Origin of the sequence: Stutzerimonas stutzeri, from assembly GCF_024448715.1 — a bacterium.
Classification (GTDB): Bacteria; Pseudomonadota; Gammaproteobacteria; order Pseudomonadales; family Pseudomonadaceae; genus Stutzerimonas; species Stutzerimonas stutzeri_AR.
The window spans coordinates 187810-213492 of record NZ_JAMOHZ010000001.1; the positions used below are offsets into that span (position 1 = coordinate 187810).

The 25683-nt window shown below is 59.8% G+C and carries 20 protein-coding genes and 1 pseudogene; 12 read left to right on the forward strand and 9 right to left on the reverse strand.

Going from position 1 to position 25683, the window contains the following annotated elements; translation table 11 throughout:
* Positions 1-187: 187 nt before the first annotated feature.
* From NAV33_RS00845 to nahK, 3 genes are all read left to right on the forward strand, one after another.
* The gene (locus tag NAV33_RS00845; RefSeq protein WP_255975946.1) at positions 188-1375 is read left to right on the forward strand and encodes a porin; all 1188 of its coding nucleotides are present in this window, start codon (positions 188-190) and stop codon (positions 1373-1375) included.
* A gap of 234 nt (positions 1376-1609) precedes the next feature.
* On the forward strand, positions 1610-2749 hold the full coding sequence (gene nosP / locus NAV33_RS00850; RefSeq protein WP_423836625.1) for a nitric oxide-sensing protein NosP: 1140 nt from the start codon (positions 1610-1612) through the stop codon (positions 2747-2749).
* Positions 2667-5315, forward strand: coding sequence for a hybrid sensor histidine kinase/response regulator NahK/ErcS' (gene nahK / locus NAV33_RS00855; protein WP_255975948.1), 2649 nt, complete (start codon positions 2667-2669; stop codon positions 5313-5315). The genes nosP and nahK overlap by 83 nt, the downstream gene beginning before the upstream one ends.
* A 99-nt stretch (positions 5316-5414) precedes the next feature.
* Here nahK and NAV33_RS00860 read toward each other — a convergent pair whose 3' ends face one another.
* From NAV33_RS00860 to NAV33_RS00880, 5 genes are all read right to left on the reverse strand, one after another.
* Positions 5415-6080 (reverse strand): response regulator transcription factor, encoded by a 666-nt coding sequence (locus NAV33_RS00860; protein ID WP_255975950.1) that lies wholly within the window; start codon positions 6078-6080, stop codon positions 5415-5417.
* A 333-nt stretch (positions 6081-6413) separates the two neighbouring features.
* Positions 6414-7205: an ABC transporter permease gene (locus tag NAV33_RS00865; RefSeq protein ID WP_255975952.1), complete on the reverse strand. Its 792-nt coding sequence runs from the start codon at positions 7203-7205 to the stop codon at positions 6414-6416.
* A gap of 43 nt (positions 7206-7248) precedes the next feature.
* Positions 7249-7977, reverse strand: coding sequence for an ABC transporter ATP-binding protein (locus NAV33_RS00870; protein ID WP_255975954.1), 729 nt, complete (start codon positions 7975-7977; stop codon positions 7249-7251).
* Complete coding sequence (locus NAV33_RS00875; protein ID WP_255975956.1) at positions 7974-8945, reverse strand: YVTN family beta-propeller repeat protein; 972 nt, start codon at positions 8943-8945, stop codon at positions 7974-7976. The genes NAV33_RS00870 and NAV33_RS00875 overlap by 4 nt, the downstream gene beginning before the upstream one ends.
* A 127-nt stretch (positions 8946-9072) precedes the next feature.
* Positions 9073-10266 (reverse strand): ABC transporter substrate-binding protein, encoded by a 1194-nt coding sequence (locus tag NAV33_RS00880; protein ID WP_255975959.1) that lies wholly within the window; start codon positions 10264-10266, stop codon positions 9073-9075.
* Between the two features lie 154 nt (positions 10267-10420).
* On the opposite strand from NAV33_RS00880, the gene NAV33_RS00885 reads away from it, so the two are divergent.
* Genes NAV33_RS00885 through NAV33_RS00895 form a run of 3 tightly spaced genes read left to right on the forward strand, consistent with a single transcriptional unit; the run spans position 10421 to position 12838 of the window.
* The gene (locus NAV33_RS00885) at positions 10421-10858 is read left to right on the forward strand and encodes a copper-binding protein (RefSeq protein ID WP_255975961.1); all 438 of its coding nucleotides are present in this window, start codon (positions 10421-10423) and stop codon (positions 10856-10858) included.
* A 58-nt stretch (positions 10859-10916) separates the two neighbouring features.
* A complete protein-coding gene (locus NAV33_RS00890; RefSeq protein WP_255975963.1) occupies positions 10917-12182 on the forward strand; it encodes a sensor histidine kinase in 1266 nt (421 codons plus the stop codon).
* Positions 12179-12838 carry a response regulator transcription factor gene (locus NAV33_RS00895; RefSeq protein ID WP_255975966.1) on the forward strand — a complete coding sequence of 220 codons (660 nt, stop codon included), beginning with the start codon at positions 12179-12181 and terminating at the stop codon, positions 12836-12838. Before NAV33_RS00890 ends, NAV33_RS00895 begins: the two co-directional genes overlap by 4 nt.
* A 109-nt stretch (positions 12839-12947) precedes the next feature.
* Here NAV33_RS00895 and NAV33_RS00900 read toward each other — a convergent pair whose 3' ends face one another.
* From NAV33_RS00900 to exaA, 3 genes are all read right to left on the reverse strand, one after another.
* The gene (locus tag NAV33_RS00900) at positions 12948-13589 is read right to left on the reverse strand and encodes a 3'-5' exonuclease (RefSeq protein WP_336605345.1); all 642 of its coding nucleotides are present in this window, start codon (positions 13587-13589) and stop codon (positions 12948-12950) included.
* 100 nt (positions 13590-13689) lie between these two features.
* A complete protein-coding gene (locus NAV33_RS00905) occupies positions 13690-14337 on the reverse strand; it encodes a pentapeptide repeat-containing protein (RefSeq protein WP_255975968.1) in 648 nt (215 codons plus the stop codon).
* A gap of 144 nt (positions 14338-14481) precedes the next feature.
* Entirely contained in the window at positions 14482-16341 is a 1860-nt protein-coding gene (gene exaA / locus NAV33_RS00910; protein ID WP_255975970.1) for a quinoprotein ethanol dehydrogenase, read from the reverse strand.
* 344 nt (positions 16342-16685) lie between these two features.
* Here exaA and pedF point away from each other — a divergent pair, with 344 nt between their 5' ends.
* Both pedF and NAV33_RS00920 read left to right on the forward strand, forming a co-directional pair.
* Positions 16686-17123: a cytochrome c-550 PedF gene (gene pedF / locus NAV33_RS00915; protein WP_255975972.1), complete on the forward strand. Its 438-nt coding sequence runs from the start codon at positions 16686-16688 to the stop codon at positions 17121-17123.
* A 5-nt stretch (positions 17124-17128) separates the two neighbouring features.
* Entirely contained in the window at positions 17129-18016 is an 888-nt protein-coding gene (locus tag NAV33_RS00920) for a substrate-binding periplasmic protein (protein WP_255975974.1), read from the forward strand.
* A gap of 17 nt (positions 18017-18033) precedes the next feature.
* On the opposite strand, the pseudogene NAV33_RS00925 reads toward NAV33_RS00920, so the two are convergent.
* Positions 18034-18264 (reverse strand): annotated as a pseudogene (locus tag NAV33_RS00925) (branched-chain amino acid ABC transporter substrate-binding protein); the annotation flags it as partial.
* Positions 18265-18459: 195 nt separating this feature from the next.
* Here NAV33_RS00925 and NAV33_RS00930 point away from each other — a divergent pair.
* From NAV33_RS00930 to NAV33_RS00945, 4 genes are all read left to right on the forward strand, one after another.
* A complete protein-coding gene (locus NAV33_RS00930) occupies positions 18460-20235 on the forward strand; it encodes a methanol/ethanol family PQQ-dependent dehydrogenase (RefSeq protein WP_255975977.1) in 1776 nt (591 codons plus the stop codon).
* 317 nt (positions 20236-20552) lie between these two features.
* Entirely contained in the window at positions 20553-22073 is a 1521-nt protein-coding gene (exaC, locus tag NAV33_RS00935) for an acetaldehyde dehydrogenase ExaC (protein WP_255975979.1), read from the forward strand.
* A gap of 328 nt (positions 22074-22401) precedes the next feature.
* Entirely contained in the window at positions 22402-23565 is a 1164-nt protein-coding gene (gene ercA / locus NAV33_RS00940) for an alcohol dehydrogenase-like regulatory protein ErcA (RefSeq protein WP_255975981.1), read from the forward strand.
* Positions 23549-25264: a PAS domain-containing hybrid sensor histidine kinase/response regulator gene (locus tag NAV33_RS00945; RefSeq protein ID WP_255975983.1), complete on the forward strand. Its 1716-nt coding sequence runs from the start codon at positions 23549-23551 to the stop codon at positions 25262-25264. Before ercA ends, NAV33_RS00945 begins: the two co-directional genes overlap by 17 nt.
* The last annotated feature ends 419 nt before the right edge of the window (positions 25265-25683 follow it).

Consider the following 25683-nt stretch of genomic DNA (forward strand, 5'->3'; position numbering starts at 1 on the left):
AAAGCGCGACGGCGTACTACCTAAGCGCTGCTCCTTCCGGCTCGACTGTCACCTGCTTACAGCGCAAGACGGCAATCGCCGCCAAAGCAGTAGCCAATCGCCGCCATCGCAGTGTATGGCCGACCCGTTGTGCTTTCGATAATCCGCCTCGACACGACTGCCCGTCGTCACATCAGCGGAGAGCGCCATGCACAACAAGAAGAAAGCAGTTACCACCCTAATGCCGTTGGCCCTGGCCAGCGTGATTGCGATGACCCTGAGCCAGTCGGCAGTTGCCGAAATCATGCTTTACGACAAGGATGACACCACGTTCGCTGTCGACGGCTACTTCAACACGTTTTATGTCAGCAGCGACGTGGATCGTGCCGGGGAGCAATTCGACCGGGACCAGTCCCGTGTGAAAATGGGCTTTCTGCCCAATTACATCGGCTTCAACTTCAGCAAGCAGCTCGATGACCTGAAAGTCGGTGGGCGCTCGTCTTTCTGGGTAACGATCAACGACAGCGACACCAATGCCACCGAGACTGGCATCGACGTTCGCCAATTCTACGGTACGGCGTCCAGCGACCAATGGGGCGAGGTGCTCTTCGGTAAGGACTTCGGTCTTTTTGGTCGATCGAACATTTTTCTGGACGAAATGCTCACCGGATATGGCCAGGTCAGCGACACTCTGGGGCTGGTCGATTTCGGCGGTGTTTCGTTCGGCAATATCGGCACAGGCTATCCGTACCCGTTCCCGACCTCGCAGATCACCTATCGCTCGCCGGTCATGAGCGGCCTACGTATTGCCGCCGGCATCATGGATCCGGTCGACACCACGGATGACGCCAGCAGCGCACTGGATGAGGCCTACCAGGACAGTCCACGCTTCGAGACCGAGATCACTTACCAGTTCGATCTCGCCGGGGCCAAGATTTACTCCTGGGTCAACGGCATGCAGCAGACATCCAAGAACACCGACAGCAGTGTCGATGAAGTCGACTCCAAGGGCATCGGCTACGGTATCCAGGCGAAAATGGGCGCATTCTCCGTCACCGCCTCGGGTTTCCAGGCCGAAGGCATCAACCCGTTCTATACCAACAACGCTGGCGAAGCGCAGCTTCGTGACGTGGATAGCGACGGCTACCTGCTTCAGGGCTCCTACACCTTTGGCAAGAACCGCATTGCCCTGTCTACCGGCAAGACCAAAGATGATGGCAATGGTCTGGGCACCGCTGCCGATTACGAAACCCGTGGTATCGCCTACTTCCGTACCATCAACGACAACCTGAAGCTGGTTGCCGAATTGAACCAGTTCGAGCTGAGGGGGCGGGACACCGACGCCCTCGACGAGGACACCCGTACCTACGCCATAGGCGCCGCGCTGAGCTTCTAAGCGCAGCCTGCAACATCCAGGCGGACGCCTCTTCGGGCGTCCGCTTTTTTTTGTTCGATGAAGCTAGGAGCGCCGAGCCTGCACTCTTTCGCCGCTTTGCTACCTTGGCAGGTCGCCGCCGGTACTGAAGTAGCATTTCCGAGCCCTATGCCCTGACTAAGAATGAGGACATACGAAACGGTTGATGGGGTGCGGTGCGTGGTCGAGCAAGAATCCGAAGTGATACGCACAGCGATGTCAGAGGCCCGTAACGTCGAAACGGTGGCGCAGGATCTGGCGCGCCAGCTGATCCATCCGCATCTCGGATTCGTGCTGTTCTTCTGTTCGGCCGAATACGACCTTCCGGCGCTGGGCGATGCGCTGCAGCAGTACTTCGGCGGCGTGCGTGTGGTGGGCTGCACCTCGGCGGGAGAAATCACCTCGCAAGGCTATGGCCGCAGCTGCGTGACAGCGATTGGCTTCGATCACCGCAGCTTCTCCATTGCCAGCGAACTGATCGTCGAGATGGATCGCTTCAGCCTGATCGACGCCCAGCAGTTGGTGGAACGTCTGGGCAATGTTTGTCGCAGCAATTCTTTAGCGCCGATCAAGGGCCACAGTTTCGCGATGACCCTGCTCGATGGCTTATCGAGCCGCGAGGAAATCGTCTTGGCGGCGTTGAGCGCTGCGTTTGGCAGCATTCCGCATTTTGGCGGCTCGGCCGGCGATGACAACCATCTGACCGATACCCACGTCTATTACGACGGCAGGTTCCACAGCGGCGCGGCCATAGTGGTGCTGGTCAACACCTGGCTGGATTTCGAGGTTTTCACCACTCACCACATGCTGCCGCGCAACGACAAACTGGTCGTGACCCAGGCCGATAGCAACGCTCGCCGCGTCTACGAACTGAACGCAGAACCCGCTGCCGAGGAATACGCCCGGCTGATCGGCGTGAATGTCAGTGACCTTGACCACCGGTTGTTCGCCGCACACCCGCTCGCGGTGCGCATTAACGAGCAGTACTACGTGCGCTCGATTCAGAAGGTCAACGACGACCTTAGCCTGACGTTCTATTGCGCGGTGGAGAACGGCATTGTTCTTACGGCCATGCGTCCCGGACCGCTGATGCCCAACCTTGAAACGCTGTTCGAGCGTCTCGAACAGCGGCTGGGCGCACCTCTGCTGACCATAGGCTGCGATTGCTTCCTGCGACGGCTGGAAATCGAGACCGAGGAGACCAGCGAGCAGGCGTCCGCCTTTCTTCGACGCCAACAGGTGATCGGTTTCAACACCTACGGAGAGCAGTTCAATGGCATGCACATCAACCAGACCTTCACCGGTGTCGCCATTGGCCGGCCTGGAGGGCGGGCTGGAGAAAAGAGTGCTCGCTGAACTGCTGGAGCGGCAGATCGAGCTTGAGCGCGAGAACGACAAGCTGCGCCGTATCAACGCAGCGCTCATCGAGCGCATCGAATCCAGCGGCACGGGGCGCGATGCCTCTTATGCCGCGTTTCAGCATTCGGTCGAATTGGCCGAGCAAGTGCGCGAACGCACCGATGCACTGAACCAGGCGATGGCCGAGCTGAAAGCCAGCAATCGATTGCTCAGCGATGCGCGATTACGGGCCGAAACCGCGCATCAGCACTTGGTCGATGCCATCGAAAGCATCTCCGACGCCTTTGTCCTGTTCGACAAAGACCAGCGCATCGTGCTGTTCAACAAGCGCTTCAAATCCCTCTGGAGCCGCACTCGAGCACGTATCAACAGCGGCACCCGGCTAGCCGAGGTGCGGCGGTTGGCGGAAAGTAGCGGGTTGATCGCCGAGGAGCATCGCGGTAAAGGCAAAGATCCCACCGTTTACCGTCTGCACAACGGCCGCTGGGTGCAGGTCAGCGAACGCGCGACCCGCGAAGGCGGGCTGGTGATGCTCTACACCGACATTACCGAGGTCAAGGTCAGCGAAACCATGCGCCGCGAACAGGCGTTAGCGCAGAAGTCCCGATTGCTGCAGCGCGCCGTGGACAACCTGTCCCAGGGCGTCGCCATGGTCAGCGCCGACGGAGGGCTGGAGCTCTGGAATCGTCGCTTTCTTGAGCTTTGCGGCCTGGCGCCGATCGAGGCGCATAGGCCGTTCGAAGAGGTCATGGCCGACAGCGAGCTCAAGCTGCTGACGCCCAACACACGCGACACCGACGGCCTGCCGCTGGCCGAACTCGAACAGCATCTATTCGACGGACGTACGCTGGAGATACGCACCCATCCGTTGCCCACCGGCGGCTTCGTCAACACATTCACCGACATCACCGAGCGCTACCGGCACGCTGAGGCGCTGCGTGAAAGCGAACGCTGGATACGCCTGATCACCGACCACGTGCCGGCGTTGATCGCCTATGTGTCGGCAGACCTGACCTACGAATTCACCAACAAGGTGTACGAGGAATGGTATCGCTGGCCCAGCGACGGCATGCTCGGCCAGTGCCTGCCCGAGATCCACAGCGGTGAGCACTGGCAGCAGCTCGAGCCCTATATCGACCGGGCCATGTCCGGGGAAAGTGTCAGTTTCGAAATGGCCGAGCACAACCATGCCGGTCAGCAGCGCTACATGCTGCGCTCCTACGTGCCGAATCGGCAGCCTAACGGCGAAGTGGCGGGCATCTTCGTGCTGATTCAGGACATTACCGACCGCCGCCGCACCGCCGAAGCGCTGCATCAGGCCTATCAAAACCTCGAACAGCGGGTGCGCGAACGGACCGCGGAGCTGACCAGCCTGAACGAACAGCTGCTCTGCGAAATCGACGAGCGCGCGCACGCCGAGGCGCGTCTGCGTGAAGCCAAGCGCGAGGCCGAACTGGCCAATCTGTCGAAGACCAAGTTTCTCGCCGCGGTGAGCCACGACCTGCTACAGCCGCTCAACGCGGCGCGGCTATTTACCAGTGCGCTGATGGAACAGCCTGCGGCACCTAGTGGCGGGTTGATCCGCAATATCAGCAATTCGCTGGAAGATGTGGAGAATCTGCTTGGCACCTTGGTGGATATTTCCAAACTCGACGCGGGCGTGATCAAGCCGGATATCGCGCCCTTTGCCGTTAGCGAGCTGCTGGAAAACCTTGCCGTAGAGTTCCGGCAGATTGCAGGCAGCGAGCGGCTGCAACTGGACTTCATCCCGTGCTCAGCGCTGGTGCGCAGCGATATCCAGCTGCTCGCCCGGATACTGCGCAATCTGCTCACCAATGCGATTCGCTATACGCCCGAAGGCCGTGTGCTGCTCGGTTGCCGCCGTCGACGTCAAAGCCTGTCGATCGAGGTTTGGGACACCGGCGTGGGGATCGCCGAAGACAAGCTGGAAGAGGTGTTCCAGGAATTCAAGCGAGGCGAGGGCGTGCGGCCCAACCAGGACCGAGGGCTCGGGTTGGGGCTGGCCATCGTCGAAAAGATCGCCCGCATGCTCGGCCACCGCATTATGGTGCGCTCGCAAACGGGGCGTGGTTCGGTATTTGCCATCGAGGTCCCATTGTCCAAGCGCGCACCGAAAGCCCAGGTGGAGCCCGCAACCACCGATCTTTTGCTGGAAAGGCTCAAGGGCGCGCGGGTCTGGGTGCTCGACAACGACACTGCAATCTGTGCAGGTATGCGCACCTTGCTCGAAGGCTGGGGTTGCGCCGTGACCACCGCCTTGTCCGAAGAAGACCTGGCCGGTCAGGTCGACAACTTCCACGCCGACGCCGACCTGATCATCGCCGATTACCATCTGGATAACGGCTGCAATGGGGTCGATGTGGTCGCCACGGTCAATGCCCGTCGCGCCAGCCCACTACCGGCGCTAATGATCACCGCCAACTACAGCAACGAACTCAAGCAGAAGGTCAGGGAGCTGGGCCACATGCTGATGCATAAGCCGGTGCGCCCGATGAAGCTGAAAACGGCCATGTGTCACATGATGGAACAGGGGCACGCTTGAGCCGGTTCGCCCAGCTCTGTTCGCGAGCAAGCTGGCTCCTACGACCTACGTTGCCCTTGTAGGAGCGAGCTTGCTCGCGAATGCTTTACGGGGTGAGGATCAGCGACGCAGATAGGCCGCGAAGTCGATGTCGCCAGCAGAAAGGATCGCTTGCACGCGGTTGTGCACGTTGAGCTTGCGCAGGATCGCCGAGACATGGGCCTTGACCGTGGTTTCGGCAATGTCGAGGTTGTAAGCGATCTGCTTGTTCGATTCGCCTTTGGTCATCCGTTCCAGCACTAGCAACTGCTTGCGCGTCAGCGCCTGTAGCAGCTCCGGCGGGATGCTCTGCTCGTGATGTTGAGAGCGGCGGTTATTGGCGTTTTGGCTGCGGATAATATCGGAGGGCAAGTAGACGTTGCCGTTGAGAATCTGCTCGATGGCCTCGGTCATTTGCGTGCGCGGCGAAGACTTGGTGATGAAACCGCAAGCGCCATAGGTGATCGCCTGCAACACGATCTGCTTATCCTGCTCGGCGGAAACGATCACTACCGGAATGGTCGGCGCCTCGTTGCGCAGGTTGATCAGGCCGTTGAGCCCATGCATGCCGGGCATGTTCAGGTCGAGCAGCACGAGATCCAGATCGTCGTTTTCCAGCGTCATCGCCAATGCGCTGTCGAGGTCGGCAGTTTCAAGGATTTCGCTGTCTGGAAAGCCATCCTGGATGACGTTGTGGATGGCTTCGCGAAACAGTGGATGGTCATCAGCAATTAATATCTTGTACATGGCCGGTCACCTCATTGTTGTGATTATGGTGGGGTGGTTCGGGTAGCGCTTCGTCCTGTGCGACAGCGGATGATCGGTGGCGCGTTGCGTCGAACCAGTTTCAGGCGGGTAGGTCACGGCGGCGCGCAGAATGCTGCATCGGTAACGTTCAATGCCGGAACGATGGGATACGCCCTTAGGTGCCTCCCACTTGGTTGCAATCAGCAACAACACCGGCAGACTTGTCATCTTCCGCTTTCCAGTACTTCGGTCGGCCACATTACAGAGCAATGAGCGCTGTTTTGAAATCCTACAATCGACAGAAAAACCAGTACCAAAGTAGTAGAGACTCGCTCAGGCCGTTCGCCGCAACGCGGCGTGTTGCGGATTGAAGCTCAGCACGGCGAGCAAGCTGAACAACAGGGTCAGGCCGAAGCAGATCGCCAGCGCCATCGGATTAAATCGCTCGTACAGCGCATAGCGCACCAGTTCGACCGCAAAGGTGAAGGGGTTGAACGAGCAGATCCAGTACAGCCATTCATTGGCGTCGCGCATTTTCCACAGCGGATATAGCGCCGAGGACAAGAAGAACATGGGGAAGATGACGAAATTCATCACCCCGGCAAAGTTCTCCAGCTGACGGATACCGTTTGAGAGCAACAGTCCCAACGCGCTGAGCAACAGCGCCACCAACAGCAATGCAGGCAATACCGCAAGCAGGCCCGCTGCGGGTGGCTGCACCCCGTAGAGCCAGGCCACAAGAAGAAACGCATAGACCTGCAGGAGTGAAATCAGCGCGGTCGCCAAGAGCTTGCTGGCGAGCAGGAAACCGCGCGGTAACGGGCTGGTCAGCAGTACGCGCATGCTGCCCATTTCGCGGTCGTAGACCATCGAGAGCGAACCTTGCATCCCGTTGAACAACAGGATCATGCAGGCCAGGCCGGGAACGATGTAGGTTTCGTAAGTAATGTAGGTGTCATACGGTTCAATGATCGCGATGCCCAGCGCCGCGCGAAAACCGGCCGCAAACACCACCAGCCACAGCATCGGCCGCACCAATGCGCTGAAGAACCGTGAGCGTTGCTGGACGAAACGCAGCCACTCGCGCCAGACGATGGCACGCAGGCATTCCCAATAGGCAGTCATGAGGCATGCTCCAAAAGTGGCTGACGGGCAGGGCGTAGGCGCATCAGGCCGCGGCCGATTGACGGGTCAGGCGGATGAAGGTCTGTTCCAGATTGCCGTCCATGGCGGACAACACATCGGCACGGCCCTGAGCGACCAGATTCCCGCGATTGAGGATCAGCAGATCGTCGTCGGCGCGGACTTCATCGAGCAGATGCGTGGTCCAGAGCGCACTCATACCTTCATTGCGACAAAGCTGGCGGACGTGGTCGTTAAGCGCCTGGCGGCTGGCCGGATCGAGTCCGGCGCTGGCTTCGTCGAGAAGTAGCAGGCTGGGCTCGTGCAGCAGCGCGCGGGCAATCTCCACCCGCCGCCGGTGACCGCCGTTGAGCTCGCGAATCTTGCTTTTGCGTCGTTCGCCGAGTTGCTGGCGGTCCAGTTCCAGTTCGATACGGGCATTCGCCAGCGTTCGTGGCATCCCATGCAGCGCGGCGTGGTAGCGCAGGTTTTGTTCGACGCTGAGGTCCAGATCCAGGGTGCTCTGTTGGAACACCACGCCGAGGCGGCGCAGGGCCCGGCGCGGTTGATCGCGCAGGCTGTATCCGGCCACTTGGATATTGCCCTGCTGCAGATCATAGAGCCGGGTAAGCAGTGCGATCAGCGTGGATTTGCCGGCGCCATTCGGGCCGAGCAGGGCGGTGAAGCGTCCGGCTGCGGCACGGAAGCTGACATCCTGCAAGGCCTGACGAGCACCATAGGCGAAGCTGACGTAATCGAGCTGCAGGGCAGTCATGGCGCAACCACCACACCCCAGGGATAGCGGCCGACCTTGATCGACTTGACCACCTTGAGCGTACCCACGTCGATGACCGAGACGTCGCCGCTCACGCCATTGGTCGTCAGCAGTCGGCTCTCGTCGAGGTTGAATGCCATGTGCCAGACACGCCGGCCAACCAGCAGGTAATCGAGCACCTCGTAGGTTTTCGCATCGACAACAGCAATGTGGTTAGCGGGGCCGAGAGCGACGAAGGCGTATTTGCCGTCTGAGCTGAGCTTGATGCCCACCGGCTGAACCTTGTCTCGGTGCACGCCCTTGATCTGAAAATCCAGCGTCTTGAGGATCTGCCGCTGCTCGACGTCGACCACGCTGACCGTGCCGCCGATTTCCGAGGACGCCCAGAGCACCTTGCTGTCCTTACTGAATTCGACATGGCGCGGGCGTTGGTCGACCAGCGTGTTGTCCACCAGCGCATTCGTGGACGTGTCGATCCAGTGCAGCATGTTGGTGGTTTCACTTGTGTTTACCGCCCATCTGCCGTCCGGGCTCACGGCCATGCCCTCGGGCTCGACGCCTACGTCGATCTGCGCCAACACTTCTTCATTATCGACGTCGACCACGGTGACCAGGGCATCGTCCTCGTTGGAGATGTACAGCCATTTATTGTTCGGGTGCAGCGCGAACTGCTCAGGGTCGGCCCCGGATGGCAGTTGCTTGATGATTCGGCGTGTCGCCAGGTCCATGACCTGAACCGTGTCCGAGTCGCTGGCGCAGATGTACAACAGCTTGTTGTCGTGGGACAGCGTCAGGCCGCGCGGTCGCTGACCGACTTCAAGCGTCTCGACCGTTTCCAGGCTGTTTAGGTCGATCACGCTGATGGTGTCGTCCTTTTCATTGGAGACGTACGCGGTGGCGGCCAACGCGGAAACGCTCACGCAAGTCAAACCACAGGAGATGGCGGCGGCAAGAAGTGTTCTGGGCATTCTGAGGTTCTCTTGTTGTTGTGCAGGCTCGGTAACGCTATTCAGCGCAATGCCAACTCGGCATATGCGTCAGCGGCGGCAACACCAAGCGCCGCGGACAGCACCGCTGTGAGGCGGCGGACGGTGATCACGATTTCGCCTCGCTCAGCCGGCATTCACTTTCCGGTCGGTCGAAGCCGAGCGTGTCCAGCTCGCTTGTGGGATGCAGGAAACCATCCTGCGGCGAGTTGGAAACCAGCCCGCGCGGATGCACCAGTGGAATCGGCTGACGCAGCTGGCCATTCCAGGGGCGGAAGGTGAGTTTGCGGCCCTTGAAGCCATCCACCGGCAGGGTGTCGCTCAACGAGACCTGACGAATAGCCTGCGGGTCGGTCACGCCGAGCTTGGTGATCGCGGTGGCCAGGCTGCGCACGCCAATCCAGGCGGCAAAGTCGCGGTCATTCATCCAGCGATTGGCGTGCGCTTCGAAACGCTTTTGCAGCTGCGCGGCACCATAGGTCTCGACCGTTTTGTGCCAGCCGGTCGGGATCAAGCCTTGCGTGCCGACTACCGGACGCGGCAGCCAAGTGTGATAAGGCACGTACTCGCCAAAATCGCCGCGCTCATCCGCGACCACCACCACGTCGTAGTCGTCGGCTTGGGTGAACAGCGGCATGTCCGCCTGGGCAGTGCGGCGCTGGTCGTTATCGAAGGACCAGGGCTTCTCTTCGATGATCTTGTGACCGAAGCGTTTGGCCGCGCGCCGCAGTGCCTCTGCATAGGCCTGATCCTCTGGCGTCGGGCCGCTGATCAAAAGCCAGCGGTTCCAGCGGCGTACAGCGAGAAACTGAGCCAAGGCATCAGCCAGCATGCTACGGCTCGGCAGGGTATGCAGCACGTTGGCGAGACAGCTCGTAGTGCGCAGTTCGTCGCTGGTGCTGCCCGCATTGATCAGCAGGCTGTCGGGCATTGCATTGGCGAGTTGGCTCAGGTTAACGGCCGGTGCGTTCACCACGAATAAACGAAAGCCGTCCCGATGCAGCTGACGTGCGTCTTCGAGGAGTTGTTCGGGGGTATCGCTGTTGATGGCCGTCAGTGTGTAGCTGTGCTTAAGAAAACGTCCGGTGGTGTTGCTGTCGATGATGGCCAACTCGGCGCCACGCTGCCCGGCATCGGTTGGCTCGGGAATCACGTTGGAGAGCAGCGGTCCCGGATCCGGGCGGTAACCCAGATACCCGATCCGCACCGACAACGTCTCGCCGGATGCCGGCGCAGCGGTGGCAACAAGCGGGGCGCAGGCGAGGGCGATGAGGTAGCCGGCTCGTTGTACGAAATGGCGCATGGGCAGCTCCTATGGCGTTGCGGCCAGCATAGGAACCATGGCGGGGTGGGAAAATATGCAGAAAGTACCAGTCGCTGTGTACCAAGGTAGTAAACAAGCGTCCCGCGGCTGCTCATAGGATAGGCCCACCGATAACAATAACGAGCAGACTCCTATGCCTCCATTCAAAGCCCTGGCGCTCAATTTGCTATTCATCGGCAGCCTGATCGGTTTCGATCATGCTCACGCGACGGGTGATTTGACGTTGCGCACTCAGTCGCTGCCTGACCTCAAGTTCGGCTCCGAGGAGACCGATTACGCGGTCTCGCAGAAGGAATATCAGCTGGAAACCGGCGTTGCCTATCAGCTCAAGGTCATCGCCGACGGGCAGAAGGAGTGCGCGTTCCAGGCGCCGGAGTTCGCCAAGTCGATTTTCCTGCGAAAAGTCGAGGCCGGTGGCGTAGAAATCAAGGCGATCACGCTGGTCGAGCTGGAGTTCGAAGAGGCAGGCGAGGCGGAGATCTTCTTCTTGCCGGTCAAGCCGGGCACCTACCCGTTCTACTGTAAGGGCCTGCAGAACAAAGGGATGGAAGGCCGGTTCGTGGTGAAGTGACGCGCTCGCCGTGAATCCAGGCCTGCACCGCGGTCCCACGACACCGGAAGCTCCATGTATGTCCGCTCTTTGGCGAATCAATCTGCTGGTCACGCTATTCTTCGTTCTGGTGGCAACCGTCTGCCTGGCGGCGCTGTTGCGTCAGGCCAGCCATGATGTGCAGCGTGAGCTCGATGCCGCGGCCGCCGTCGTCGAATACTTGAGTGAGATGGCTGAGCGCGATCCCGAATCGTTGCGGCCAGGACTCACCGATAGCCTGCGGCATATTCGCGTGCGCTGGCTGACGGCCGAAGAATCAACAGAGCATGGTGCGGCTCAGACGTTCAACGACTGGCTCGGCGCCTGGCTGTATCCCGCCGAGCTGGCGCCGGCCACCGAGCGGCTTTTAGCCGATGGCAAGCGCCTGCGGATCAGCGTCGATCCGCGCGACGAGGTTGAAGAGGTACGGGATTCGCTGTTGCAGCTGCTGACGCTGTTCGCCCTGGCGCTGTTGCTCAGCCTGCTGGCGATCCGCTGGGCGTTGCGCCCGGGCATGCGTGTGCTGACCGAATTGCTCGGCGCACTGGTCCGCATTGCCGAAGGCCGGCTCGATACCCGACTGTCGTCGCACCGCCTGCCCGAGGCGCGTCGATTGACCGAGCGCTTCAATCGCATGGCTGCAGCCCTCGAGCAGGCGCGGGGCGATAACGATCAGCTCACTCAGGCGTTGATTGCCTTGCAGGAGCGCGAACGCACCCAGCTGGCTCAGGCCCTGCACGATGACCTCGGCCAGTACGTTGCCGGCATTCGTGCTCGGGCTTGTCTTCTGCGTATACAAGCCGACAAGCCGGACGCCGTACGTGAAACTGCCCGTCATCTTGAGCAGCACAGCCTCGATCTGCAGAACGGCTTTCGCACTCTGGTGCGCGATCTCTATCCGGTGATGCTCGATCACCTTTCGCTGGAGAAGGCCATCGAGCAACTTGTCCAGCAGTGGCAGGGCTCGCTGGGAATCGAGTGTCGGCTCCAGCTTCGCGGACCAATTCCAGCCTTGTCCGTACAGAACAAGCTTCATCTCTATCGGCTTGTGCAGGAGGCGCTGACCAATGTGGCTCGCCATGCGCAGGCAAGCTGCGTGCAACTGCACCTGCGCGGAAGCACTGATGCTCTTCGTCTGCTGCTTCGTGATAACGGCCATGGTCAGCCGCCAGCTCAGGCAGGCGTCGGTCTGCGTTCTATGCGTGAGCGTGCCCATTGCCTCGGCGCGCAGTTGCTCTTCCGGCACCGCCCTGGCAGCGGGTGGGCGCTTTATCTCGATCTGCCACTCAACGGGGCATCATCATGAAAATCCTGCTGGTGGATGACCATGCGGTGGTTCGGCAGGGCTATGCCAGCCTGCTCACAGCCTTGATGCCCGAGGTGACGGTGGTCGAGGCGGCGAGTGGCGAGCTGGCGCTGCAACGGGTGCAGGAGAATATCCCCAGCCTCGTTGTGCTTGACCTGAGCCTACCTGGGATCAGCGGACTAGAAACGTGCCGGCGGCTACGCCAGCGCCTGCCGCTGCTGCCGGTGTTGATTTTCAGCATGCACGATGAGCTGGCGCTGGTCCGCCAGGCGCTTGATGCCGGCGCATCCGGCTATCTGACCAAGCGCTGTGCGCCGGATGTACTGGTCGAAGCAGTGCGCAAGGTGCTTGCCGGACAACCATTCATCGAGCAACCCTTGGCTACCGAGTTGGCCTGTCAGCGGCGTTCGACGACCCCTATGAAAGGACGTTTGGCTGACATGACGCCGCGCGAGATGGAGATATTCCTCATGCTCGCCCGTGGTATCGGCAACCGCGAGATTGCCGAGCGTCTCTGCATCAGCAGCAAGACCGTCTCCAACCACATGGCACTGCTCAAGAGCAAGCTGGCGGTCAGCTCCCAGGCGGAGCTGGTGCATCTGGCCATAGATCAGGGATTGCTACGCGTCGGCGATCGCACGCTCTGCGAGGCTTGAAGGGCGAGAAGACCGGTCGGTCGAGCGATCCGTTATTGCATGGCCGGGCGGTTAGCCTACTGGCTCCCTTTGCTGACGGATGCCAAGGCTATCAGGCCGCAACGCCTTCTCAGCGCTGCTTTCCAGATGCTGAGGTCGTCCGATCCAGTAGTGACGTGTGCGACTGGGCATCCAGCGCGAGAAATACCATCAGTGCGGCATAGGCATCGTTGGCGGCATAACGCTGCTGCGCTTCGGTCAGATTTTTATTCGCCCAGTTGGAGGTCGACACGCTGCGCGACTTGCCAATACCGGCGCCCAGCACCGCCGCCACTGCACCGCGAAGCCCGACCTGACCCTTCTTGCCGTGGTATTTCAAAGCCGACCCCAAATCGACGCTGTGCCGCAATTCGATTCCCAACCGGGTGCGTAGACGGCTGCGATCGGACGCCAGACCGAATCCGACTTTCAATACTTGGTCCGTCTCCAGCACCCGCTTGGCGGCCTCGGCGCAACCGGGCGTTCCGACCTGAAACAGGTAGGCCCTTTCCGACGTTGCGAACTGAATGAGGTGTGGCCCGCTGGAGACTTCCCCGACCTTGAAGGTGGGTTTGGATTCGGTATCGAAGCCGATCTGAGCGAAGTCCAGGATGTCGTCGACGGCCTGAGAGAATTCCGCAGGCGTCGAGGGCGTGAGAATACGGTCGAGCGCGAGGCCGTCGAAGCGGGGCAGGCTATCGAGGGCGGTCAGCTGGGGGATACGAATGATGATAGGGCCTCCACTTCAAGCCGCTGTAGCTTCGGTCCTGGGAAACGGAGCGCGTATCCCTTATTAAAGCGCATGGCGCTCCGGTTCGATGCATCCGCCGGTATTACTTCTCCCAGTCCACCGGGCAACCGAGACAACCGTCCATATAGGTGCCTTGAAAGGTTGCATAGTGTCGGCGCGCGCCAGTCAGGGTCGCGTTCGCGAGGTTGGCGTCGTTGAGCTTGCCTTCCTGCAGATTGGCATCGGTCAGATTCGCATGGTCGAGGTCGGCCTTGCTTAGCCAGGTCATTTCCAGATTGGCCGCGGTGAGGTTGGCGCCATGCATCTTCGCACCGCTCAAACGAGCGAATTCAAGATTGGCCGCGCTCAGGTTGGCTCCATTGAATCGCGCGGCCTGAGCGAACAGCCCCCACCCTTGAATCGCCACCAGCTGCGCATCGGTGAAGTTCGCCAGGCGCAGGTTGGCTTGTTGCAAACTGGCGCGGGTGAGGGTAGCGCCGGTCAGGTTGGCTTGCTCCAGATTGGCCAAATCGAGATTGGCGTGCCTCAGATTGGCTCCGGTGAGGTCGGCACCGGCTAAATCCATCTTGCGCATGTCCTGGTTGCTCAGATCGGCGCGGCGAAGATCGGCGTTGACGCATTTGCTTTCCGGCTGGATGACACAGCCATTGATGGTTGGCGGTTGATCATCGGCCGATAACGCCGCGCTGAAGAGCACCGCGATGGAGAGTAGATAACGGGACAGGTTCATGGTGGTTCCCTGGTCAAGAGCAGCGGAAAGGAGTAATCGGAGTAGGTGACTGTCGGGCCGGGAGAGCGCCAACTCTAACGGCCCGCCAGTTCTTTACATTCATGGCTGCACGGCTGTGCCCGATCATCGAGCACAGCCGGCGTCTCATCGTTTGGCGGTCTGCTTGTCCCAAGCAGGAATTTTGAAGACCCAGAACGAGCCGCCTTGGGCGACCGGCTTGGTCAGCACAGCCATGTCGCCGCCCCACAGCGGCACGGCGCCGCCATAACCAACGGTTACGCCAATGAACTGCTCGCCGTCTTGTTCCCAAGTGATCGGCGGCGCGATGATTCCGCTGCCGGTCTGGAACTTCCACAGCTCCTCGCCGGTTTTGGCGTTGAACGCCTTCAGGTAACCGTCACCGGTTCCGGTGAACACCAGGTTGCCCTTGGTAGCGAGCACGCCGGCCCAAAGTGGCAGCGGTTCCTTGTGCTCCCACGCGACCTTGCCGGTGGTTGGGTCCATGGCGCGCAAAATCCCGACGTGATCATCGAACATGCGCTTGATGCGGAAACCTTGACCGAGGTAGGCGTTGCCTTTCTTGTAGCTGACCTCCTCGGTCCAGTAGTCCTCTTTCCAATGGTTGGCGGGTACGTAGAACAGGCCGGTGTCCTGGCTGTAAGCCATGGGGTTCCAGTTCTTGCCGCCGAGGAAGGGCGGCGAGACTTCCACCGACTTGCCGTGCGCTTCACCGGGCTCGGGTTTCGGCGGGCGCTGACCTTCGTTTTCCACCGGTCGGCCGGTCTTCAGGTCGATATGGCTGGCCCAGGTGATGTTGTCGACGAATGGAAAGGCATTCTGCAGCTTGCCGTCTTGCCGATTAACGACATAGAAGAAGCCGTTGCGGTCGGCGTGGGCCGTGGCTTTGACGGTCTTGCCGTCTTTGTTCTTGTAGTCGAACAGGACCAGCTCGTTGTTGCCGGAGAAGTCCCAGGCATCGTTCGGCGTGTGCTGATAGAACCACTTCACTTCGCCCGTGGTGGCATCGACGCCGACCTGTCCGGACGTGTAAAGGCTGTCGTAATCCTTCGGATCGCCACCTTCAGCGGTGCGCGCCCAGCCGTTCCAAGGTGCCGGATTGCCTGCGCCGACGATGATAGTGTTGGTTTCGGCATCGAAACTCGCGCTCTGCCATGGAGCGCCGCCGCCCTGGCTCCAAGCCTCTTTTTTGCCGGTGGGTGAGTTCGGATCATCCGGCCAGGACGGCGCGTTGATGTCGCCGGTCGGCGTGCTGTCCTTGCCATTCAGCCGGCCTACGTGACCTTCGACGAAGGGACGCATCCAGACTTCTTCACCCGTGTCCGGATCGCGCGCAAACAACTTGCCGACAATGCCGAACTCGTCGCCGGAGCTGCCGTGAATCAGCAGGACCTTGCCGCTCTTCTGATCCTTGATCAGGGTGGGCGCGCCGGTCATCGTGTAACCCGCACCATGTTCGCCGAACTTCTTTTTCCAGACGACTTTGCCGGTGTCCTTGTTCAGCGCCACCACCTGGGCGTCGAGGGTGCCGAAGTAGATCTTGTCGCCGTATATAGCAGCGCCGCGGTTGACCACGTCGCAGCAAGGGCGGATGTCGTCCGGCAGACGGTGAGCGTAGCTCCAGAGACGTTTGCCGGTCCGCGAGTCGAGCGCGAACACTCGCGAGTAGGATCCGGTCACGTAGATAACACCGTCGTGGACGATTGCCTGGGACTCCTGGCCTCGTTGTTTCTCGTCGCCAAAGGAAAAGGACCAGGCAGGGGTCAGCTTGAAGACGTTTTCATCGTTCACCTGGGCCAACGGGCTCCAGCGCTGAGCGTTGGTTCCCAGGCCGTACTGCAACACGTTTTCGGTCGAAAGATGATCGTTGGCGATGTCGTCCCAAGTGACGTTCGCAGCGCTTGAAAAGCCGCTTAATGAGAGGCCGCCAGCGAGCACGGCGATGGCGAGAGGGCGTTTGCTGCCCAGGGGTGATCTTGTTGTCATGGTTGGTTTCCCTTGGTCGATTCGAACGAGGCCGGGCGCTATGCTCGCGCACCAGTCAGCGGCGTGCGGCCAGCGGCCGGCCAGGCGATTCGATTATTGGGAGGGCGTCGCGGTGATCGATACGGAAAAGCTCCCGCTGATGCTGGGAAAACTTCCCAGTCGGCCTGTGTTTTCGCCTTGCTACCTCGGTGCCTCGTAATAGCCGCACGAGGCCCTACTACCAAGGGAGGAGATGCAGACAACCAAAGCAGGATTCTGCCATCACAGCGCCACCGCCAAGATGACCGACATGCGCTCCGAACGGGGCTGCTTCGCTCAGGTACTCGAAAACAACGGTGGTAGTCATGAATAACAAAACCTCATTGCGCGCTCTCTTCGCTGTCGGACTTTTCGGCTTTGCCGGGTTGGCGATGGCTCATGGCGACGTCACACCACAAAAAGTCGAGACCAAAGGGCTGGCCCCTTTAGGCGAAGAGTGGGTCGAAGAAAATCCCTATCGTGCGCCGAACGAAGACAACGCCAAAGCTATTGAAATCGGCGCCTCCGCATACAATCAGAACTGCGCCCGCTGTCATGGCCTTGAGGCGATTTCTGGTGGTATAGCCCCGGACCTGCGCGACCTTGAAGCCAGCTACGACGGCGACGAGTGGTACAAGGAGCGAGTGATCAACGGTGCGGTTCGCGATGGTGCCGTCTACATGCCACGCATGGCCGATTACCTCAGCCAGGAAGCGCTCTGGGCGATCCGTACTTACATCGAAAGCGAAGCTGCCAAACGGTGATTACCATGCGCCAGTTGCTCGGGGGCCTCTGCCTGTTACTTTCGTGCGCGCTGGTCCAGGCGGACGTGGTAAAGGTGCGTGCATTCGACGACATCATCGATTCGGGCGTGCTCAAGGTGGCGATGTATGAAAACTTCCCGCCCTACAGCTACATGGTCGATGGCGAGGCGCGTGGGGTCGATGCCGACCTTGCGCGCAAACTGGCAGCGGGGCTGGACCTGAAAGTCGAAGTGCTGTGGGTCACGCCGGACGAGACGCTCGACGATGACCTACGCAACTTCATCTGGAAAGGGCATTATTTGCGGCCGAACGTGTTGGCCGACGTGATGATGCGCGTGCCTTATGACCGCGAGTTCTCCTACAAGCAGAACGAGTTGGGCGAGTTGATCAACGAACTGGTAGTGATGTTCGGTCCCTATCAGCGCGAACGCTGGCAGTCCGCCTACGATGATCGGCGCATCGATGAGGTTTCGAGCGTTGGTGTGTTCCGCTTCCACCCGGTCGGAGTCGAAGTGGAAAGTGTGCCGTCCTTCTATTTGTCGTCCGTGTTCAACGGCAGCATCGCCAAAATGCTTCATCACTATCCAACGGCACAGGCGGCGTTCACGGCCATGCAGGCTGGCGAAGTAGACGCCACCATGGCGATGCGCGGTGAAATCGATTGGATGTTGCACCAAGCCAACGACAGTCATCTAAAGCTGGCCGAGAACGCCTACCCGAACATGGGCAAGCAGGCCTGGGAGCTGGGCATGGCCGTGCATGAATCCAACCGTCAATTGGCCTACGCCATCGAAGGTGTGCTGGAAGGGCTGATCGAGGAAAGTGATCTCGAGAAGATATACACCAGCTACGGGCTGCGTTACGAGCTGCCGGAGCTGTATCAGGCTGACTGAGCGGCAACTGACAGCGCTTAACGCTGGGTCAGCTCGTCGCCACGCTCCTGCTGCCATTCACCCAGGCTGGGCGCAGCTTGCTCGCCATCCATGCGATGGAAGATCGTGAAGTAGTCCTGTTTGAAGCTCGCGCTACGCGGCCTAACCCGTACGACGTAAATGCTCTGCACATTCTGGTGATCGAAGCCGCGCCAGTATTGCTCGTCCTTGAACAAGCTATAACGATGGTTTTCGATTGCGCCGATGACGTTTCACTGTCCAGGCAGCTGGCCAAGTCAGTGCAATGCTGGAACCGCGCTCCTCACAGCGCGGTATTGCTACCAAGGGATGAGTGAAATCGGTACTGGGTGCAATTGTTGGCAAAAGGCCTTGGACGAAGAATCGGCACTAGACCGGGAAAATTTCCCGGCGACGATAACAATGAATCCGTAGAGGTAGCCGCAATGAAGCACACCGGTCTTCGCAAGCCCTTCGCCTTGACAGCGCTCTGCGTCGCCATGGCGATGTCCAGCGTGTCGGCATGGGCAGTCACTGATCAGGAAATCCTCGATGACGCCAAGTCCACAGATCAGATCGTTACCAACGGCCTGGGGCTGCAAGGGCAGCGCTACAGCCAATTGGAGAAGCTGAACACCGAAAACGTCAGCCAACTCCGCCCCGTCTGGGGTTTCTCCTTGGGGGGAGAAAAACAGCGTGGCCAGGAAGCACAACCGCTGATCAAGGACGGCGTGATGTACCTCACCGGCTCCTATTCGCGGGTCTTTGCTGTCGATGCGCGCACCGGTAAAGAGCTGTGGCAGTACGATGCGCGCTTGCCCGACGGCATCATGCCCTGCTGCGACGTGATCAATCGCGGCGTTGCGCTATATGACGACATGGTGATCTTCGGCACCCTCGACGCCAAGCTGGTCGCACTGAACAAGGACACCGGCAAAGTCGTCTGGAAAAAGACCGTTGCAGACTACAAGGCCGGTTATTCCATTTCTGCCGCGCCGATGATCGTCAAAGGCAAGCTGATCACGGGCGTTGCCGGTGGCGAATTCGGCGTGGTGGGCAAGATCGAAGCCTTTGATCCGAAGAATGGCGAGCTGCTGTGGACCCGCCCGACCGTCGAAGGCCATATGGGCTATGTGATGAAGGACGGAAAGAAGGTCGAAAACGGCATCTCCGGCGGGGAAGCTGGCAAGACGTGGCCAGGCGATCTCTGGAAGACCGGCGGCGCAGCGCCTTGGTTGGGCGGCTATTACGATGCGGATACCGATTCGCTGTTGTTCGGTACCGGCAACCCGTCGCCTTGGAACTCACACCTGCGGCCGGGCGACAACTTGTTTTCTTCCTCGCGCCTGGCTCTGGACCCGGACGATGGTTCTATCAAATGGCACTTCCAGTCGACACCGCATGACGGCTGGGATTATGACGGTGTGAACGAGCTGATCTCCTTCGATTACAAGGAGGGTGACAAGATCATCAAGGCCGCCGGCACAGCCGACCGAAACGGCTTCTTCTATGTGCTCGATCGTACCAACGGCAAGTTCATCCGTGGCTTCCCCTTCGTGGATAAGATCACCTGGGCCAAAGGCCTCGACAAAAATGGCCGTCCGATCTACGACGACGCTAACCGTCCCGGCGCGCCGGGTGCGGACAAGGGCAAGTCGGTCTTCGTTGCGCCGTCGTTCCTAGGTGGCAAGAACTGGATGCCAATGGCTTACAGCCAGGACACCGGACTGTTCTATGTGCCATCGAACGAGTGGGGCATGGACATCTGGAACGAGGGCGTTGCTTATAAGAAGGGTGCCGCCTATCTGGGGGCCGGTTTCACCATCCATCCGCTGAACGAGGAGTACATCGGCGTACTGCGCGCGATTGATCCGAAGACCGGCAAGGAAGTCTGGCGCTACGAGAACTACGCGCCGCTGTGGGGCGGCGTGCTGGCGACCAAGGGCAACCTGGTGTTCACCGGTAACCCAGAAGGTTATCTAATGGCTTTTAACGCCAAAACCGGCAAGAAAGTGTATGAATTCAACACCGGTTCCGGCGTGATCGGCTCGCCGGTCACCTGGGAAATGGACGGCGAACAATACGTTTCCGTGCTCTCCGGCTGGGGCGGGGCGGTTCCGCTGTGGGGCGGGGAAGTTGCCAAGCGCATCAAGGACTTCAACCAGGGCGGTATGGTCTGGACGTTCAAGCTGCCGAAGGATCAGACCGTCGCCAAGCGTTGATGGCGCTGCGGTAAACATGGAAGGCCGGCTTACGCCGGCCTTTTCGTTCGCGCCATCTGCACATGGCGGACGGTCGGCTACAGGGGAGGCTGGGGCACGCAGATGCAACCCATCAATCCATTGATCCTGCGCTGCATCGGGGCCAGCACCACAACGCTCTGCCAGTGCCTGTTAAAGCCTTCGCGTCTACTACCAAATGAGGACGGCTTCTGTCCCTTGGGTGCATTCCGGCAGGCGGCCCGCGCTGCCTAAGATCGCTCCATGTCCTGTCCACCTCCCGGCCAGGCTCCGACAAGCAGAAATTAGAGAGGCCGCTCATGATCTACGCCCAACCCGGTACTGCAGGCGCTGTCATTTCGTTCAAGCCGCGTTACGGCAATTTCATCGGCGGCGAGTTCGTTCCGCCGGTGAAAGGCGAATACTTCGTCAACACCTCGCCAGTCAACGGCGAAGTGATCGCCGAGTTCCCGCGCTCCGGAACGGAAGACGTCAACCTCGCCCTAGATGCCGCTCACGCCGCTGCCGATGCCTGGGGCAAGACCTCGGTTCAGGATCGCGCGCTGATTCTGCTGAAAATTGCCGACCGTATCGAAGCCAACCTGGAAAAGCTCGCCATCGCCGAAACCTGGGACAACGGCAAGGCCGTTCGCGAAACCCTGAATGCCGACGTGCCGCTGGCCGCCGACCATTTCCGCTATTTCGCCGGTTGCATTCGCGCCCAGGAAGGCAGCGCTGCCGAGATCAACGAACACACCGCGGCGTACCACTTCCATGAGCCGCTGGGTGTGGTCGGTCAAATCATTCCGTGGAATTTCCCGCTGCTGATGGCGGCCTGGAAACTCGCTCCCGCACTGGCTGCCGGCAACTGTGTGGTACTCAAGCCCGCCGAGCAGACGCCGCTTTCGATCATGGTCTTCGCCGAGCTGATCGACGATCTGCTGCCGGCGGGTGTGCTGAACATTGTGCAGGGCTTCGGTAAAGAGGCGGGCCAGGCGCTGGCCACCAGCACCCGTATCGCCAAGATCGCCTTCACCGGTTCCACCCCGGTCGGCTCGCACATCATGCGTTGTGCCGCAGAGAACATCATTCCGAGCACCGTGGAGCTAGGCGGCAAGTCGCCAAACATCTTTTTCGAAGACATCATGAAGGCCGAGCCGGCTTTCATCGAGAAGGCCGCAGAAGGGTTGGTGCTGGCATTTTTCAACCAGGGGGAAGTCTGCACCTGCCCGTCGCGCGCGCTGATTCAAGAGTCCATCTTCGAACCCTTCATGGAAGTGGTGATGAAGAAGATCAAGGCCATCAAACGCGGTAACCCGCTGGATACCGACACCATGGTCGGTGCCCAGGCGTCCGAACAACAGTTCGACAAAATCCTCTCTTACATGGAAATCGCCCAGCAGGAAGGCGCGCAGATTCTCACGGGCGGCGCGGCTGAGAAGCTCGAAGGTGGCCTGGCCACTGGTTATTACGTGCAGCCAACTCTGATCAAAGGGCACAACAAGATGCGCGTTTTCCAGGAAGAGATCTTCGGACCGGTGGTCGGTGTCGCTACCTTCAAAGACGAAGCGGAAGCGCTGGCGATTGCCAACGACACCGAGTTCGGTCTGGGTGCTGGCGTTTGGACCCGTGACATCAATCGAGCGTACCGCATGGGCCGCGGCATCAAGGCCGGGCGCGTCTGGACTAACTGCTATCACCTGTACCCGGCGCACGCCGCGTTCGGCGGCTACAAGAAGTCCGGTGTTGGTCGCGAGACGCACAAAATGATGCTCGACCATTACCAGCAGACCAAGAACCTGCTGATCAGCTACGACATCAATCCGCTCGGATTCTTCTGACCTCGGAGGACCCGGTGCGCCGCTCCTACGCGCCGGCTTAACTTGCTTGCACTGAACGTGCGGGGGCTGCTCTGGCTTTATAAGTCACAAATGGTCCATCAACGCAACGCGGCCTTCTGGCCGCGTTTTTTTGCCTCGATGACCAGCTATCGTGCGTTTCGAACTTCGCTGTGTGTAAAGGGGGGAGGGGATGCCGCTTCTATCAGTGTCTGCTTTGCTGAGGCGGCTGACGGACACATTAAGGCTGTATGGAGCTTTTGCGGATTGCTTTGATCATAGAAAACAGTAGGCTTGCCGGACGTAACAAATAATAACTATAGGCCGTTGTATGAGCCCCAATCTTAGCCTGCAGCGCAAATTCGTTTCCCCCGAGATCGTGTTTGGTGCGGGTTGCCGGCACAGTGTCGGCAACTACGCGAAGAACTTTGGCGCGCGCAAGGTGCTGCTGGTTTCCGACCCGGGCGTAGTCGCCGCCGGTTGGGTCGGCGACGTTCAGGCAAGCCTGACCCGCCAGGACATCGACTATCATCTGTTTACCCAAGTCTCAGCCAATCCCCGTTCCGAAGAAGTAATGCTCGGCGCAGAGGTGTATCGCAACGAGGGCTGTAATGTCATCGTCGCCGTGGGCGGCGGTAGTCCGATGGACTGCGCCAAGGGCATCGGTATTGCAGTGGCTCACGGGCGAAATATCATCGAGTTCGAGGGTGTCGACACGCTGCGCGTACCAAGCCCGCCGCTGATTCTGATTCCAACGACGGCCGGGACCTCTGCAGATGTGTCGCAGTTCGTAATCATCTCCAACCAGGACGAGCGGATGAAGTTTTCCATCGTCAGCAAGGGCGCGGTCCCAGACGTCTCGCTGATCGATCCGGAAACCACCCTGAGCATGGATCCGTTCCTCTCGGCATGCACCGGCATAGACGCACTGGTACATGCAATAGAAGCCTTCGTCTCGACCGGCAACGGGCCACTGACCGACCCGCACGCGCTGGAGGCGATGCGCCTGATCAACGGTCATCTAGTGCAGATGATTGCCAATCCGGCAGATATAGAGCTACGCGAAAAGATCATGCTCGGCAGCATGCAAGCCGGCCTGGCCTTCTCCAACGCTATTCTGGGTGCAGTGCACGCGATGTCCCATAGTCTGGGCGGTTATCTCGATCTCCCGCATGGCTTGTGCAACGCGGTGCTGGTCGAGCATGTAGTGGCATTCAATTACAGCGCTGCGCCCGAGCGCTTCAAGGTCGTGGCGCAAACGTTCGGCATCGATACGCGCGGTATGACCCATACACAGATTCGCGATGGTTTGGTCACCCATCTGGTTCAGATCAAGCAGGCCATTGGTTTCAACGAAACGCTGGGATTGCATGGCGTAAATCTTTCCGATATTCCATTCCTGTCGCGGCACGCCATGCAGGACCCCTGCATTCTGACTAACCCTCGCTCGTCGACCCAGCGCGACGTCGAAGTTGTATATGCCGAAGCACTCTGAGCAGGACAACGCTCTCGCTGGCCTGCTTGGGCTAGGAACGCTTTCGGCACGCAAAAGCCACTATCCCGAACTGGTTGCGCGCCTCGAAGAACTGGAAGCCGAGCGCAATCGCTACAAATGGCTGTTTGAACATGCGGTACACGGGATTTTTCAGGCCAGCCTGCAGGAGGGCATCCGCGCGGCCAATCCTGCCTTGGCAGGTATGCTCGGCTACGACAGCCCCTCGGACGCGCTCTGGGGGCTGACCGATCTTTCCCATCACCTGTTCATCGGCGGTGAGGAAGAGCTGAAGCGCATCCGTCACGTTCTCAGCACTCAACGGGGCCTGTTCGGCTATGAGACCCGTTTGCGCCGCAAGGATGGCAGTGCGATTGACGTGATAATGAACCTGCTGCTCAAACCGGATGAGGACGGCCTGGTCGAGGGCTTCGTTGCCGATATCACCGAGCGCAAGCTGGCGCAGTTGCGGTTGTTGCAGCTCAACGAGCAGTTGGAACAGCGCGTCACTGAACGGACTGTCGAACTGCGCAAGGCACGTGATGCGGCCGAAGCGGCCAACCACAGCAAAGACAAATATCTCGCAGCGGCCAGCCATGATCTGCTGCAGCCGCTCAACGCGGCGCGCCTGTTGATCTCAACCTTGCGTGAGCGGGGCTTACCTGGTGCGGAGCAGAATCTCGTCGAGCGCGCGCATCTGGCGCTGGAAGGTGCGGAAGATTTGCTCACCGACTTGCTGGACATTTCCAAGCTCGATCAACGAGCGATCAAGCCGGATATCGAGGTGTACCGTCTGGATGAAGTGCTGCTGCCACTGGTTTCCGAATTCCAATCGGTGGCGCAAGCGGAAGGTCTTGGCTTCGACCATTACATTCCAGCGTATGCGCTGCGCAGTGACTTCCGGCTGTTGACGCGCATTCTGCGTAATTTTCTTAGCAATGCCTGTCGTTATACGGATAAGGGCCGGGTGCTGCTGGGTGCGCGCAAGCGTGGCGAATTTCTACGGATCGAGGTCTGGGATACCGGCTGCGGCATCGAGGCGGACCAGATGCAGTCAATCTTTCTGGAATTCAACCAACTGGGCGTTCAGCGCGCCGCTGAACGCGCGGGGGTCGGCCTGGGACTGGCCATCGTCGAGCGGATCGCGACCATGCTCGACTACCACATACATGTTCGCTCGCAACCGGGTCGTGGCTCGGTATTCAGCATCGACGTGCCGCTGGCCGAGGCGCCGTTAGTATCAGCCAGCGAAGCGCCTTTGATGATGCCGATGCTGGGCGATCCGCTGCCAGGGCGCCGATTGCTGGTACTGGATAACGAGCTGAGCATCTTGCACAGCATGGCCGCGCTACTCGGGCAATGGGGCTGCGAGGTGCTAACCGCCACCGACGAGGCGGCCGCAATGGCGGCTCTGAATGAATCACCGCCCGAGTTGATTCTCGCCGACTACCATTTGGATCAGGGCGTGACCGGCTGGGACGTGGCGCAGGCCATGCAGACATATTTCCGAACGCCGATCCCAGTAGTGATGATTACCGCAGACCGCAGCGACCAGTGCCGCCGCCAGTTGCAGGGTGTCGGTGTGCCGGTGCTGGATAAACCGGTCAAGGCCGGAAAGCTGCGCTCGGTGCTGAGCCATCTGCTAAATGGCAAAGGGGGCAATCATGCGGAACAGAGCAAATCCGATCTGGAGCACGATTGAGGTCTCAGTCGTGTAGTAGATCGGACATTCACAACATAACATCGTATTTAACATAATATACATTATGCGAAGCTACGTAACTGAGATCTCAGCCTAATCTCGTCGGTTTTTTTCGATTCTCCTCACAACCTGCCGCTCGGCTGGATGCCTTAAATCCAATGGATGCGATGCGCGACCCGCAGCGTTTCGAGGTGTTAAGAGCCATCTCCATCGAGATCAGCCACAGCATGGCACCATCAGCCATCGAACCAAGCAGATTAGAGCCCGGTTCGCACTCAGCTTCTGGCGATCGCCGCTAATCCAGTTTCTCGCTCCAGTACGGATGACGCCCATAAATCGTGCGATATGGAGTCCTCGTGCACGCTTACGGCGCGCATGTTCAGAAGACTCAACCTGAGCAGCACGGATTACGGCAGAAA